The organism is Hymenobacter nitidus, from assembly GCF_020447315.1.
Lineage (GTDB): Bacteria > Bacteroidota > Bacteroidia > Cytophagales > Hymenobacteraceae > Hymenobacter > Hymenobacter nitidus.
This window is the reverse complement of record NZ_JAJADQ010000008.1, coordinates 21,973-36,817: the sequence shown is the minus strand read 5'-3', so window position 1 is coordinate 36,817 and position 14,845 is coordinate 21,973. Positions and strand designations below refer to the sequence as shown.

General features: G+C 62.0%; 12 protein-coding genes. 6 read left to right on the top strand and 6 right to left on the bottom strand.

Annotation, left to right across the window (positions count from 1 at the left end; translation table 11 throughout):
- The first annotated feature begins 8 nt into the window (after positions 1–8).
- Positions 9–1,154: a diaminopimelate decarboxylase gene (lysA, locus tag LGH70_RS15290; protein ID WP_226187261.1), complete on the top strand. Its 1,146-nt coding sequence runs from the start codon at positions 9–11 to the stop codon at positions 1,152–1,154.
- A gap of 134 nt (positions 1,155–1,288) precedes the next feature.
- On the opposite strand, the gene LGH70_RS15285 is transcribed toward lysA, so the two are convergent.
- On the bottom strand, positions 1,289–2,953 hold the full coding sequence (locus tag LGH70_RS15285) for an ArnT family glycosyltransferase (RefSeq protein WP_226187259.1): 1,665 nt from the start codon (positions 2,951–2,953) through the stop codon (positions 1,289–1,291).
- 114 nt (positions 2,954–3,067) lie between these two features.
- Here LGH70_RS15285 and LGH70_RS15280 point away from each other — a divergent pair, with 114 nt between their 5' ends.
- The 3 genes from LGH70_RS15280 (at position 3,068) to LGH70_RS15270 (ending at position 6,075) form a co-directional block, all read left to right on the top strand.
- Positions 3,068–4,534 carry an SDR family oxidoreductase gene (locus LGH70_RS15280; protein ID WP_226187258.1) on the top strand — a complete coding sequence of 489 codons (1,467 nt, stop codon included), beginning with the start codon at positions 3,068–3,070 and terminating at the stop codon, positions 4,532–4,534.
- Positions 4,535–4,778: 244 nt separating this feature from the next.
- Positions 4,779–5,618: a hypothetical protein gene (locus tag LGH70_RS15275; protein ID WP_226187256.1), complete on the top strand. Its 840-nt coding sequence runs from the start codon at positions 4,779–4,781 to the stop codon at positions 5,616–5,618.
- Between the two features lie 181 nt (positions 5,619–5,799).
- The gene (locus LGH70_RS15270) at positions 5,800–6,075 is read left to right on the top strand and encodes a hypothetical protein (protein ID WP_226187255.1); all 276 of its coding nucleotides are present in this window, start codon (positions 5,800–5,802) and stop codon (positions 6,073–6,075) included.
- On the opposite strand, the gene LGH70_RS15265 is transcribed toward LGH70_RS15270, so the two are convergent.
- The 3 genes from LGH70_RS15265 to LGH70_RS15255 all read right to left on the bottom strand — a co-directional run bounded on the left by LGH70_RS15265 (position 6,072) and on the right by LGH70_RS15255 (position 9,291).
- Positions 6,072–6,299, bottom strand: a complete 228-nt coding sequence (locus tag LGH70_RS15265) for a DUF2905 domain-containing protein (RefSeq protein ID WP_226187254.1) — start codon at positions 6,297–6,299, stop codon at positions 6,072–6,074. The genes LGH70_RS15270 and LGH70_RS15265 overlap by 4 nt on opposite strands.
- Positions 6,300–6,358: 59 nt before the next feature.
- Positions 6,359–6,685, bottom strand: coding sequence for a hypothetical protein (locus LGH70_RS15260; RefSeq protein WP_226187253.1), 327 nt, complete (start codon positions 6,683–6,685; stop codon positions 6,359–6,361).
- 80 nt (positions 6,686–6,765) lie between these two features.
- Complete coding sequence (locus LGH70_RS15255; protein WP_226187252.1) at positions 6,766–9,291, bottom strand: type IA DNA topoisomerase; 2,526 nt, start codon at positions 9,289–9,291, stop codon at positions 6,766–6,768.
- Positions 9,292–9,504: 213 nt separating this feature from the next.
- Between LGH70_RS15255 and LGH70_RS15250 the strand changes: the two genes are divergently transcribed.
- Together LGH70_RS15250 and LGH70_RS15245 are read left to right on the top strand one after the other, a co-directional pair.
- Positions 9,505–11,706 (top strand): tetratricopeptide repeat protein, encoded by a 2,202-nt coding sequence (locus LGH70_RS15250; RefSeq protein WP_226187250.1) that lies wholly within the window; start codon positions 9,505–9,507, stop codon positions 11,704–11,706.
- A gap of 173 nt (positions 11,707–11,879) precedes the next feature.
- Positions 11,880–12,311: an EamA family transporter gene (locus LGH70_RS15245; RefSeq protein WP_226187248.1), complete on the top strand. Its 432-nt coding sequence runs from the start codon at positions 11,880–11,882 to the stop codon at positions 12,309–12,311.
- Positions 12,312–12,550: 239 nt separating this feature from the next.
- Here the strand turns inward: LGH70_RS15245 and LGH70_RS15240 are convergent, their stop codons facing one another.
- Entirely contained in the window at positions 12,551–13,459 is a 909-nt protein-coding gene (locus LGH70_RS15240; RefSeq protein WP_226187246.1) for an NAD(P)/FAD-dependent oxidoreductase, read from the bottom strand.
- A gap of 143 nt (positions 13,460–13,602) precedes the next feature.
- Positions 13,603–14,547 (bottom strand): NAD(P)-dependent alcohol dehydrogenase, encoded by a 945-nt coding sequence (locus tag LGH70_RS15235; RefSeq protein ID WP_226187245.1) that lies wholly within the window; start codon positions 14,545–14,547, stop codon positions 13,603–13,605.
- Positions 14,548–14,845 lie beyond the last annotated feature (298 nt).

Sequence of the window (14,845 nt, the reverse complement as noted above, 5' to 3'; positions counted from 1 at the left end):
CCCGATTCATGAGTTTTTCCCTTCCGGCCGACGCGGCAACCCGCCCGACGCCCTTCTACCTCTACGACCTGGCTTTGCTGGACCGCACCCTCACGGCAGCGCAGCAGGCGGCCCAGGCGCGCGACATCCACGTGCATTACGCCCTGAAAGCCAATGCCAACGCCCCGATTTTGGAGCGCATCCGCCGGCACGGCCTGGGCGCCGACTGCGTGAGCGGCCCCGAGGTGCAGCGCGCCCTCGATACCGGCTTCACGCCCCGGGACATCGTATTTGCTGGCGTGGGCAAGTCGGATGCGGAAATAAACCTGGCCCTGGCCGCCGACATCTGGTGCTTTAATGCCGAGTCGGTGGAAGAGCTGGCGGTGCTCAACGAGCTAGCCGGCGCCCAGGGCCGCCGCGCCCGGGTGGCGCTGCGCATCAACCCCAACGTGGACGCGCATACGCACCACTACATCACCACCGGCCTGGATGCCAATAAGTTCGGAATCGGCCTGAACGACCTGGCCGGCGTAATTGAGCAGTTGGGTACGCTGCCGCACCTGGAACTGGTGGGTCTGCACGCCCATATCGGCTCCCAGATTACCAACCTGAGCGTATTCGGGGAGCTGAGCCGCAAGCTGAACGAGCTGCAAACCTGGCTGGAAGGGCTGGGCCACCACCTGCCCCACCTCAACGTGGGCGGCGGCCTGGGCATCGACTACCACAACCCCGACACGCAGGCCATACCCGATTTCGAGGCGTATTTTCGCATGTTTGAGCAGCACTTGGTGCGCCGGCCCGGCCAGCAGGTGCACGTGGAGCTGGGCCGCTCCATCGTGGCGCAGTGCGGGGCGCTGGTGAGCAAAGTGCTGTATGTGAAGCGCAGTCAGCAAACCAATTTCGCCATTCTGGACGCGGGTATGACCGAGCTAATCCGCCCGGCCCTCTACGGCAGCTACCACCAGATTCAGAACCTGAGCAGCCAGGGCTCCAAGCAGCTCTACGACGTGGTGGGCCCTATCTGCGAGTCATCGGATACGTTTGGCCGCGAAGTAGCCATGCCCGAAACCCGCCGCGGCGACCTGGTTGTGATTCGCTCGGCCGGCGCCTATGGTGAGGTCATGGCTTCCAACTACAACCTGCGCGAAAAGGCGGAAGCGGTGTACGTGGGGTAGTTTTCGGTGAATAATAGACCGTCATGCTGAGCGCAGTCGAAGCATCTCTACCGCAGTACTAATTAATTTTAGTGTTGCAGTAGAGATGCTTCGACTTGGCTCAGCATGACGGTCTTTTTTGCTTTAATTTTCAGCTACTTCCAGCCGCTGTAGTAGATGGTCCAGGGGCCGAGGTGGTGCTGCTGGGGAAAATAGGGCAGCATCCAGGCCCGGAAATCCTCCAGCTCGCCGCGCACCACCAGCACCGGGCTTTGCCGCAGCAGGCCGCGCAGCTGCACCTGCCGGGAGGAGTCGTTGACGTTGATCAGCAGGTTCTGCCAGCGGGAATCGGCCTCAAACTGGGTTTCGCGCTTCAGGTTGTCGTTGTCGTGCACCAGCGTGATGGGCATTGTGTTCAGCTCGAAGGCCAGGGACGGCAGCATTTCGTCGTAGACCAACACTTGGCGCTGGTCGAGCTGGTGGGCTTGCAGCCACTGGGCCAGCGGGCGGGTGCTGCTGCCTTCGAGCTGGTTTTGGCGCAGCAGGGGCTTGGCCGTGAGCAGCAGCGTGACGCTGAAAATGACGGTGAGCACCAACAGCCGCGGCGCCACCCGCACCTGGCTCCAGAGCATTTGCTGCAGCACCAGAGCCACGATGCCGGCCGCCGGCCACAGGGAAGTCAGCGGATGAATTTCCAGGCTCAGGCCCAGGGCTCCGTTCAGCGCGGGCAGCATGCAGAGGGCGGCCATGAGCAAGGCTAGCAGCCCGCTCATCACCACGTACCAGCGGTAAAGGGCCGCATCGGTCAGCTGGCCCAGGTAATACACCGTGAGCAGGACCACGCCGGGGTACACGGGCAGCAGGTAGAGCAGCAGCTTGGACTTGGCCAGGGAAAAGAAAATCAGTGGCACGACCACCCAGAATACCAGCACGTTGCGCCACTGCCGGGGCACGGCCGCCCAGCGCGTGCGCGCCACCTGCACCAGCAGCGCCACGGCCCACGGCAAAGCGCCCACCGGAGCCAGCACCAGGTAGAACCACCACGGCTTGGCCCGCTTGAACGTGTCGGCGTTGGCAAACCGCTCGGCCGTCTGCTTCCACAGGAAGTAATCCAGGAACGCGCGGTTTTCGGCTACCAGATACAAGTACCAGCCCAGGCCGATGGTCAGCAGCAGCAGAAAACCCAGCACGTGGTGGATGGTAAACGGCCGCCGGGCCTGGCCCTGCCGGAAGTAAAACCCGACCACCGTCATTAGCGGCAGCACAGCGCCTACCGGCCCTTTGGTAAGGAAGGCCAGGCCCAGGGCCACCCAAAACAGGTAGAACCAACGCCAGCCGCCCCCGTGGAAGTAGCGCAGAATGCCGTAGGCCGCCGCCAGCTCCCAGAGCATCAGGTAAGCGTCGGTGGTAACGTTCAGGGCCGAAATGAGCACCACCGGCAGCGTGCCGTAGACCACGGCGGCGGCCAGGGCGTGGCGCTTGTCGTGGCGGAACAGCAGCCGGCCCAGCCCATACACCAGTAGCACCTGCCCCAGCACGGCCAGCACGGCCGGCAGCCGCGCCCCGGTGGCCGTGGGGCCCAGCACGGCCAGGCCCGCCGCCGTCAGCCAGTACGTTACCGGGGGCTTGTGGAAGTGCTGAATGCCCAGCAGCCGCGGGTGCAGCCAGTCGCGCGAGACCAGCATTTCGCGGCTGATTTCGGCGTAGCGGGCCTCACTGCTTTCCACTACGCCCCAGCTGCCTAACCCCAGCAGCAGTGCGCCGCCCAATACCAGTACAAACAACCAAAGCCAGGTACGGGAGGAAAAGGAAACGGGCATGGGCAGGAAGAAGTGAGATACCGAGCCACGAAGGTAGCCACAATGGCCCGCTGTGCGCATCCATAACCAAACCCGGCGCGTGGAGTTGTACCTGAGTACCTCTCCGCCCGCTCTATGAAAATCCTGCTCACTGGTGCCAATGGCTACATCGGCCGCCGTTTGTTGCCCTTGTTGGCCGAAGCCGGGCACGAGGTTGTCTGCCTGGTGCGCGACCCGCGCCGCTTCGAGCTGCCCGAGCGGCTGCGCGCCCAGGTCACGGTGTGCCAGGGCGACCTGCTGCAACCCGAGAGCCTGCAGAGCCTGCCCCGCGACATAGACGCGGCCTATTATCTGGTGCACTCCATGAGCGGCCACGACCAGGATTTCTTTCGGGCCGAACAGCTGTCGGCCCGCCACTTCACCGACTACCTCGACCAGACCACCGCCCGCCAGGTTATCTACCTCAGCGGCATTGCCAACGACCGGGCCCTGTCGGCCCACCTTCGCTCCCGCAAGGCCGTGGAAAATGTGCTGCGCAAAGCCCGACACGCGGCCGTTACGGTGCTGCGGGCCAGCATTATCATCGGCTCGGGCTCGGCTTCGTTTGAGATTATCCGAGACCTGGTGGAGAAGCTGCCCGTGATGGTGACGCCGCGCTGGCTCAACTCCCGCTGTCAGCCCATCGGCATCCGCGACGTGATGCACTACCTGCTGGCCGTGCTCGACCACCCCGACTGCCTGGGCGAAACCTTCGACATCGGCGGACCCGACGTGCTGACCTACAAGCAGATGCTGCTGGGCCTGGCCGCCGAGCGGGGCTACCGGCGCTACATCATCACGGTGCCGGTGCTCACGCCGCGCCTCTCCTCGTGGTGGCTGTTTCTGGTTACGCGCACCACGTTTTCCCTGGCCCAGAGCCTGGTAGAAAGTCTGCGCAACGATACCATCGTGTCGCTCAAGCGCAGCATTACGCAGGTGCTGCCCCACCAGTGCATGAGCTACCGCGAAGCCCTGGCCCTGGCCTTCACCCGCATCGAGCAGAACGAGGTGGTCAGCAGTTGGAGCGACGCGGTGAGCAGCGGCGTGATGGAGAAAAACTACATGGACTTCGTCCAGATTCCGCAGCACGGCATGCTCACCGACCGGCAGCAGCTGCGCTTCACCCACTCGCCCGAGGTAGTGCTGCAGAACATCTGGAGCATCGGTGGGCAGCGCGGCTGGTACAAGGTCGACTGGCTGTGGCGCATCCGGGGGCTGATGGATAAGGCAGTGGGTGGCGTGGGGCTGCGCCGGGGCCGCCGCTCGCCTACCAGCCTGCGGGCCGGTGACCCGCTCGACTTCTGGCGCGTGCTCGTGGCCGACCGCGCGGGCCGGCGGCTGCTGCTCTACGCCGAAATGAAGCTACCCGGTGAAGCCTGGCTGCAGTTCCGCATCATTGACAACCCTGACGGCTCGCACACGCTGGAACAGCTGGCTGCCTTCCGCCCCCAGGGCCTGGCCGGCCGCCTGTATTGGTACTCGCTGGTGCCTTTTCACTTTGTCATCTTCAAGGGCATGGTCGAGAACATCGTGCACTACAGCGCCACTGCCAAGGCCCGCTAATAACCACACCAGGGCCCGGCCGGCGGCCGTTGCTCGTCGAAATAATCGTTTTATAAAGTCTGATACCCAACTGTCAGATTGGTTATTATCAGCTTCATAAGAAGAAAAATCGTAGCCATTTAAAATCTATCAGGTTCAGAAAGTGGAAAACGGTATTGGTTGCGAAACCTCTACGTTCGTGTCGTCTTACATGCCGGGCTCTACCGGGCATTTCGAACCACTACATTTTTCCGCTACCTGTTGTATGACCACGCTATTTGCCTTTTGCCGGTATCCCAAGCTGCTGCCGGGCCTGGCATTGCTCCTTACCTTGGGCTTTAACAGGGAAGCTACGGCCCAAACCGATTCCCTGGGCGCCCAGCCAAAGCGGCGGCCAGCGACGACCTTCAGCATTGGGGGCAGCGGCGGAGTTTCCGAGCAATATTATAAGGTGCGCTCCTATGCCAAAAATGCGCCGGTGCCGGAAACCTACCAGCAGCGCTACCAGGTAGCCGGCTTTGGCATGGCCCGCACCCTACCGATTCTTAGGCGCAGCACGCTGACGCTGGAGCTGCAGGGCGCCGCCGGCCAGACCCGCCTATACGCCAATAAGCCCGACCAGGCCACCACGCGCAAGCTCTACAGCCTGAGCCCCTACGTCGAAATCGGCCACCCGCAGTACTTTCGGTTGGGCCTGGGCGCTCACCTGGGCCATGCAGCCTACGACTTTGTGTATAAGCCCGAAAAGCGGAGCACCGCCCGGCTGCAGGTGCTGGTCGAGGGCGGCCGGTTCTCCCTGTTCTACGTGCACGCCAGCTTCAACCGCGGCCTGCTGGGCCTGGGCAACGGCACGGCCGTATTCGGGCTGGGCTCCGGGTTTGGCAGTACCCGCCACCGCTTGCTGCTGGGCGCCGCTGTCGTCAATAGCGAAGCAAACGCCAGCATCCTGAGCAGCACCACTTCCACCTTTATTCCGGTGGCGCAGGCGCACATCGGGTTGGGTAGCCACTGGGAGCTGGAGCCGCACCTGGCCAGCAACTTCCAAGATGTGTACCAGGCCCGCCTGCTCCTGAACTACCGCCTCACAGGCCGTACTACCCGCTAGGCCGACTGCCACCGCCTTATTCCCCGTTCGATACACTCTCAATACCTCCTCCCCACCCTATGCTGCTGGCAACACTGATTGTCCCTACCGGCCCGGGGTCCGGACGGACGCTACGCCGCAGCTGCTACTGGAAATCGGCAATTTTTCCCGGCTCTATTTTCACACCAGCGCCTATTATGGGTTGCAGGGGCTGGGCAACGGCACTGCTACGCTGGGAGCCGGCTACGGCTTTGGGGGTAACGACTTCCGGCTGCTGGGCGGCTTGGCGTTACCCAACAGCAAGCTCAAAGACGTGAAGGGCGGAGACACCGGCACCGACTTCGCCCTAAGTTTCGTGCGGGCTTCGCTGCTGGCTCAGGAGCGCTGGCACATAGAGCCCTTCATAGCCACCAATTTTGGTGATATATACCAGTTATCCGTTCAGACGAGCTACCGCCTGCCCGGCAAAAGCCGCTAGCCCAGCCGCCGTACCAGCCACAGAATCAGGCTGAACACAATGCTGACTAGGAGCATCGACATCAGCGGGGCGTAGAAGCGGAAGCCGGGCCGCTCGATGCGGATGTCGCCGGGCAGGCGGCCAAACCAACCCAGCAGACTGCCGCCACCCAGCCACAGAAAGGCGCCCAGGGCTACCGCCACCAGGCCCAGCAGCACGAGGATTTTACCGAGTTGGGGAGTCATCAGCGGAAGAAATTGGTTGCCGGGTTTAGGTAGCGCGCCAACTAAAAATTAGGCAAGCCCTAGTGCCAATACGGAATACTGAGGGCCAGGGCGGCCACAACCAGCGCGTATACGCCCAACGCCAGCCACTCACCCCGGTTTTTGAAGTCGTAGGCAAACCGCTTCTGCGCGGCCTGCTGCAGCTGAATGGAGAAGTACAGCCCACCGGCCGTCAGGGCCAGGGCCACCCACTGCGGCACTGCCTGCCGAAACAGCAGCAGCATGCCTATCATGGGCAGCAACCCCACCAGATAGCCCAGGATGCGGGCCTTGAACAACGCGGCCGGTGGCGCTGGGGGTGGCGGCAGCAGCGGCTGGGGCTGGGCCTTTGGTGGTTTCTTAGGCATCGGACATTTCTATAAAAGCAGAACTATTGGCGCAATTCTACAGACTGCAGCCTGTAGAATTGCGCCAGGCTAAATACAACTTACCCCTTATCAAACACCGGCTCAATGCGCCCTTCCGCATTCACCTGCAAAGCTGCCTCGTAGCGGTTGCCGGTTTTGGTCGATAAGAACCCACGGATGACGCCGGTTTTGCCTTTACGTAGCAGCTGGTTCATCTGGGTTTCGCTCAACGTTTTGCCGCCCCACTCGAACGGCGCCCGGAACTGACAGTCCTCGCGGAAGCGGGAGCAGCCCCAGGCCGCTTTGCCGCGCAGCATGGTGCCGAGCTTGCACACCGGGCACGGAATGATGCCGGGGTCGGCGGGGGTGGTGGGCTTGCTTTCGGCGGCCCGCACCAGCTCCAGCCCGTGCTCGGGCGTGAGGCGCACGGCCGCGTCGAACTTGTTGCCCATCTCATCCACGTAGCCCTTGATAACCGGGGTGCGGCCCTTGGTGAGTAAGGCCGAAACCTGCTTGTCGGTCAGGTTCTTACCCTCGAACTGGGCCGGCAGGCGGAACTGGCAATTCTCGCGGAAGCGGGAGCAGCCGAAGGCCGTTTTGCCCTTCAGAATATGGCCCGCCTTACAGGCTGGGCACGAGCCCAGACTGCCGGGCACGGCCGGCGTGGCCGCCGCGGGCTTGATGGGCAGCACCGCTGCCGGGGTAGCGGCCGAAATGCCCGCCCCGGCTACCGTAATCGAGCGGCGGGACCCATCCTGCTTTACTTCCTGCACCATTTCGCGCACCAGCATCTTGAGCTCGTCCAGGAACAAACCCGAGTCGAGGTTGCCGCTCTCAATCTGGCGCAGCTTCCGCTCCCACTGCCCCGTCAGCTCGGCCGACTTCAGCGTGGGGTTGCGGATCAGGCCAATCAGTTCGACGCCGGTGGCGGTGGGCACGATTTTCTTCTTGTCGCGCCGGATGTAGCCGCGCTTAAACAGGGTTTCGATGATGGCGGCGCGGGTGGAAGGCCGACCGATGCCGTTTTCCTTCATGGCCAGGCGCAGCTCGTCGTCGTCCACGTTGCGGCCGGCGGTTTCCATGCCGCGCAGCAGCATGGCCTCGGTGTAGTCGCGCGGGGGCTGGGTCTGCTTCTGGTCGAGGCGGGGCTTGTGGGGGCCATTTTCGCCCTTCTCGAAGGCAGGCAGAATGGTGCTCACCACATCGTCGTCGCCCTCGCCGGGCTTGGCCGTGCTGGGGGCCTGCTGCTGGGTCGGGTCGCCGTACACGATGCGCCAGCCGGGGTTCAGAATCTGCCGGCCCCGGACCCGGAACGGATGATTGGCCGCCTCGGCCGTGACGGTCGTGTTCGAAACTTCGCAGTCGGGATAAAACGCGGCCAGGAAGCGGCGCACGATGATGTCGTACACGCTCTGCTCGGTGCCGCCCAGGCCGCCCGCCGAGGCCCCGGTGGGGATAATGGCGTGGTGGTCGGTAACCTTGTTGTTGTTGAAGACCTTGGTGCTCTTCTTAATCTTGGTCGCCAGCAGCGGCTCGGTGAGGCTATGGTAGGCTCCCAGTCCCCGCATGATACCGGCAATTTTGGGGTACTGGTCGTCGGGCAGAAAAGTAGTGTCCACACGCGGGTAGCTCACCACTTTCTTCTCGTAGAGGGCCTGCACGGTCTTGAGCGTGTCGTCGGCGGAAAGGCCCAACTGGTTGTTGCACTGCACCTGCAACGAGGTCAGATCAAACAACGAGGGCGGCGACTCCAGCGCCTTCTTGATTTCGACGCCCGTCACGGTCAGGGGCGCGTCCTTCACGGCGGCCATGGCCGCGTCGGCTTCCTCCTGGCTCACGAAGTAGCCCCGGGCTTTCAGGCGGGCCTTTTCGTCGGGCTCATCGTCGTCCTTGCCCTTCTTGACCAGGGCCACGTGGCTGAACATGGTGCCGCGGTACTCGGTGCGCAGCACCCAGTAGGGCTCCGGCCGGAAGTTCTGGATTTCGTGGTAGCGGTCGACCAGCAAGGCCAGCGTGGGCGTCTGCACCCGCCCGATGCTGAGCACCTGCTTCTGGCCGGCGGCGTACTTAAGGGTAAACAAACGCGTGGCGTTCAGGCCCAGCAGCCAGTCGCCGGCGGCGCGGCTCTTGCCGGCCTGGTAGAGGTTGTCGAACTCCGAGCCCTCGCGCAGGTTGGCGAAGCCCTGGCGGATGGCATCCTCGGTGAGCGACGAAATCCAGAGGCGCTTGAAGGGCTTGCGGTACTTGGCTTCCATCAGCACCCAGCGCTGAATCACCTCCCCTTCCTGCCCGGCGTCGCCGCAGTTGATAACTTCCTCGGCCCCGGCCAGCAGGTTTTTAATCACGTTGAACTGCCGTACCACCCCGTCGTCGCGGCGCATGAGCTTGATGCCGAAGTTGTCGGGCACCATGGGCAAGTCGTGGATGCTCCAGCGCTTCCACTCGGGGCGGTAGTCCTCGGGCTCGCGCAGCTGGCAGAAGTGCCCAAACGTCCAGGTGACCTGGTAGCCGTTGCCCTCGAAGTAGCCATCCATCTTGCGGCTGGCGCCCAGCACCTGGGCAATTTCACGGGCGACGCTGGGCTTTTCGGCAATACAAACTTTCACTAGGCTGATTCTCGCGGGTGGGTGATGCAGCCGGCCCAAAGCCGGCAGGGAATCAACAAAGATACGGCGGGAAAAGGTCGTTTCGGTGGGTTGGGCAGCATTGCCTAACCAAGGGAATCTTCGCTACAGATGCCGTCTATTTCGGTTCTTTGTGTTACCCAGAACAGAATATGTATTCAGCACCGGTGCATCGGCTTCACCATCCCTTTAATAATGACTCGTTTCGAGAAGATTTTCCTATCAGTTCTGGCAAGTATATCGGTGTTGGGTTTAAGTGGAGAAACCGACGCTTTTCTGACGACAAGCATCTGGCTGCTGGGCCTAGCCTACGCCACAGCAGCGTATTGGCTGTTCCGAACGCGGCCGACAGCGCCGGCCGCATGGGTACGCATCATCAGTGGACTCTGCTTTGGGGCCGCTCTTTTCCAGCTTCAGGACAGCATCCGGCTACAACATGACCTCTACGAACAGGTGCTGCCAGCCTTGGCTGGCCTGCTCGGTGCTGGGCAGGGAGCCTATGTATTCGTCAGGCGCCGGCAGCCGGAGCAAGCAGCGGCCTACCGACCCTTGTTCATCCGGACTGCAATACTCTTCGGCGTGTGCGCCTTCTTCGCCTACACTCCTATTGCGTTTTCTCCCTACCGGTCTATTCTGCTGGTGCTCAACCAAAGCAACTCAACGCTGACGCAGAATATATTGATGCACGAATACGCGCAGCGCAGCGACGAGGCCCTGGCAGAAAATGACTGCCCCCAGGCCATAACGTACGCCCGCCAAGCCTACGCGGCAGGCAATAAGTGGCTGGCCGAAGACTCCGTTGGCACACGTCATTTGATTAATGGCACTTATTCGACCCTGTATAAAGCCTACCGCTGCCGGGCCGATGCCAAGTACGACCAGCGGCACTACCAGCAGGCGCTGCATAGCTATCAGCTAGGACACGCGGTGCTGATGCGCGGCGACTACCGGGCAGACACAGCGGACAGCTCCGACAGCTACTGGGTGGAGCAGGAAGTATGGTCGCTCAATGATATGGCCTACTGCTACCTCCGAATGCAGCAGTTGCCGCAAAGTGATTCGCTGTTTATCCGGGCCCTGAAGCTCTACAATCAGCGGCACCCCACGCCAACGGCCGAAACCGCCCGCCTGTTGAGCAGCCTGGCTACCTCCCAGGCCGCCGGTCAGGAGTGGAATATTTCCTCCCTCCTTTTCAAGCGGGCCAACCGGATTTACGCGAAATTTCCTGCCCGCTCAACCAAAGCAGCCGTAGTGGAAAATGGTGTTGAGCTTGCCCGGAATTACCTGATGCAGGATAGTCTAAGGGCGGCTTTGCAGCAACTGCGGGCTATTCAGTTTACAGCTGACGATTCAATTGATTGGGCCAAGGCGCACTTATACGCTGGCACTTGCTACTATAGACAAAGCCGGTATGCCCAGGCCGATTCGGTACTGCTGATGGCGCGGCGCTATTACCGGGCCCACGGCACCGCAGAATGGGCCGGCGAGGCTGGTGCTGAATTGCTGCTCGCCACTAACAACTTGGCCCTGGCGGCCTATCCGCGAGCTAAAGCATCCGTCATTGCCGCTCAGGCCCTGCTGGCGCCCCACGTGGGGCCGACCTCCCGACAACTCACCTGGTGCGTGCAAATACTGGCGGCCGTACACAAAGCTCTGGGGCAGTACGAAACAGCCGAGCAGCAGTACACCCAAGTAGTTGCGCGGTATCAGCAGAAGGATATTCGGGGCTCAACCCTTGCAGTGGCCCTAATGGAGCTGGCCGATCTGAATGCTACCCTGGGCAACCTGCCCGCAGCGGATACTAACCTGGCGGCCGCCTTCGCGCTGGCTAACCCGGATGGCAAGCTCACCTACCCCAGCCAACCCCCGCTGCTGCTTACTGCGGCCTACGTCGATTATGCATCGGGGCGGCTGGCCGCCGCCCGCGCCCGCTACCGGCAGGTCTTGGCTATCAACCGTCGGCTTGGCCAGGCTAAGACGCTCACCACGGCAACTGCCTGGAATGGGTTGGGGCTGCTGGCTGCCGGGCAACAGCAGCCGGCGCAGGCCGACTCCTTGTTTGCGGCGTCAGTGGCTTTGCACGAGAAGCTGCTCGGCACGCAGCATCCTGCCACGGCTACTGTGTACCTGAATTATAGCCTGCTGCGGCTACAGCAAAACCGGTTGCCGGAAGCTGGTATGCTGATCCGAAAATCCCAACAGAGCATCCACGCTATTCTGCTCGCTGACCATGACTTATTCGGTGACCTTAATGCAGCCTTGGGTGACCTGGCACAGCGGCAAGGTCAAGCAGCACAGGCCCGTACCTATTACCGGCAGGCCGGTGCCATTTACTCAAAAAAGTTTGGGCCGAATTACTGGAAGATAAAGGCTCTCAAACAGAGAAGAACCACTTGACTCTATAGCACCTTTGTAGCAGCCGACTGGAGGCCGGAAACTGATAAATACGTCTGGAGTGAGCATGATTACACAGATGTATATAGGAGCATGGCAATGCTACGCTACTATCCATCAACACTCTATGTCTCGTACAGTTGAGAATACTTTTCTCCTCTTCCCTCCGACTATATATGTGGATTGTTTTTTCGTTGCTGGCCGCCTTGTCGGCGGCTGTGGTGGTAACCCTGTCGAAAGTGGGCGTGAAAAACGTGGAGCCCAGCGTGGCTTTCGCCGTGCAGTCAGTGCTCATCATCGTGGTGGCCTGGGGCGTGGTGGCGTGGCAGGGCCACCTGCCCACCGTGGCCCAGATTGAAGCCCGGACCTGGGGCTTTTTGGTAGCGGCTGGCATTATCACCTGCGTGTCGTCGCTGCTTTCCTTTCAGGCCCTGAAGCTGGGCCAGGCCTCCCAGACGTCCTCGTTCGACAAAATATCCCTGGTGTTCTCCATTATTCTGGCCGTCGTTTTCCTCAAGGAAAAGGTCACCTGGCAGCTCGTGGTGGGCGCGGTGCTGATGGCCGGCGGCGCCATCCTGATTGCCTTCTCCAAGCCTGAGGCCGGTTAATGTGGAGAATGTGGAAAATATGTCATTGCGAGCCTGCGAAGCAATCCGTCCTCTGCGAAGAACGCAATGACCTTTTACTAGAAAGCCCTTTATTCCTCGTAGAATAAAGGGCTTTTCACATTAGAAGGCTCAGTACATTTCAGCGGACGGATTGCTTCGCTCTGCTCGCTATGACACGGTTAGAAAACCGCCAGAACAACAACTCACCATTTCACGAATTCACCATTTCGCCACGCAGTCTAGAACAGCTCGGTAATTAGCTCATGGTTTAGCATGGCACCGGCCTTTCCGCCCGCGGCTACTGCCATGGATACCGCCCGCATGGGCGTGGTGGCATCGCCGGCGGCAAACACGCCCGGCACGCTGGTGCGCTGCATCTCATCTACCTGCACCAGGCCGGTGTCGGTGAGGGCGCAGCCCAGGCTAACGGGCAGCTGGCTGTGCAGGGCAAATGGCACCCGGGCGAAAAGCGCCGTCAGCGGCACCCGCCGGCCCGATGCCAACACCACGGCGCGCAGCTGCCCCTGCTGCTGCTCCAGCGCCCGCAGCGGCTCCTGCTCGATCCTGATTCCGTGGTGAAGCAGTTGATCGGCTTGCTCGGGACTGAGCGTCGAGGGCCCATCCGTAAGTAAGGTCAGCATCGGCGTCCAGTGCGCAATCAGACGGGCAAATTCGAAGCCCAGGCCCCCGTTGCCCAGCACGCCCAGGGGCTGGTCGCTCACTTCGTAGCCGTGGCAGTACGGGCAGTGCAGCACCGAAACGCCCCAGCACTCGGCAAAGCCCGGCAGCGTCGGCAGCAGGTCTTTAATGCCGGTGGCAAGCACGAGCTTGGCCGCCGTTACCGTGCCGCCAGCGGCCGTCGTGACGACAAAGCCCGCGCCCTGCTGCCGAGCAGTTATTGCTTCATCGGCCACCAGCGTCACGCTGGGATACGCCAGCACCTGCGCCCGGCCTTTGGCCCGAATAACGTCCGGCGCCTCGCCATCCTGCGTGAGGAAATTGTGGGCGTGGGGCGTCTGCCGGTTGCAGGGCTGCCCGCTATCCAGCACCACAACGCGCCGCCGCGCCCGGCCCAGCGCCAGGGCCGCCGACAGTCCCGCGTAGCTGCCGCCAATAATCAGTACTTCGGTTTGCAGATGCTTTTCCATAAGCAGAGGTAGATTTTAAGGCCCCAACCCCATGCCAGCCCGGGTATCAGGTAGCTGGGAATCGGAGTAAAACAAACGAAGGTACACAAATGCAACATAGTTGCATTTGTGTACCTTCGTTTGTCGTTAAAAGAACTTACTTCCTACTCCACCGTCAGCACGATTTTGCCGGCGGCGCGACCGGCCTCGCTGAGGCGGTGGGCTTCGGCGGTTTCGGTCAGCGGGAAGGTTTTAGCAATGATGGGCCGAATCGTGCCGGCCTGAAGCCAGGCCGACAGCAGAGCCATATCGGTGCCCCGGTTGGCGGCCAGCAGCATGCTCATTTTCTTGGTCGAAAACACCGATACCAGGGCACCAGCGGCTACGTCTTTGGGCTCGGGGGCGGTGGTTACGTAGCGGCCATTGCGACGCAGAGCTGCTTTGCTGGCCAGGTAGCTGCTTTTGGCTACCGCGTCGAAGATGATGTCGTAGCGGCTCAGCTCCCGGGTGAAGTCCTGTTCGTGGTGGTTCAGTACCCGGTCGGCGCCCAGGCTACGCACCAGTTCGGCATTATCGGGGCCGCACACGCCGGTTACCTCCCCGGCGCCCAAGGCCTTGGCCAGCTGCACGGCAAACGTACCGACCCCGCCCGAAGCCCCATTAATCAGCACCCGGTCGCCGGAGAGCAGCTGGCCTTTGTCGCGCAGGGCCTGCAGGGCCGTAATGGCGCCGAGCGGTACGGCGGCAGCTTCCTCAAAATTCAGCGTTTCGGGAATGAAAGCCGCCGCCTCGTGGGGCAGCAGGGCGTACTCAGCATTGGCCCCCCCCACCCCGTCGGGCATGCCGTAGACCCGGTCGCCGGGCTGGAAGCGCGTCACGTTTTCGCCCACGGCCGCCACTACGCCGGCCACATCGCGGCCCGGAATTTTGGGGAAGCTCTGGCCCGTCAGCAGCCGAAGGCTGCCGTCGCGCACTTTCCAGTCGACGGGATTGACGCTGCTGGCCCGCACGTGCACCAGAATCTGGTCGGGCTGCGGGGAGGGCGTGGGCTGCTCGCCGTAGCGCAGCACCTCGGCCGGCCCGTAGTGTTCGAAGTAAATGGCTTTCATCAGGATAGATAAACGGTGATACCCGGGGCTTACGTAGAAAGCGCGCCTTGCTGTTGTGCTGCCGCTGGCGGGCCGGCGTAGTACAAGGTCGGCCGAGCGAAAAAAAGCCCAGCCGCCTGTAGGCATCGGTGGGCAGCCTTGCGCGAAATCAACTGCTGCCATCGTCCACATCTTGGCTGCTACACTGCCTCCGCATACACTTAGCTGACGGCTGAACCTCACCGCACGGCGCACTATTTAGGCCGGTTTGGTGTCTCTGAACTAGCGCCACCGGGGGCCAGGGCGGCTGCTCTGCATC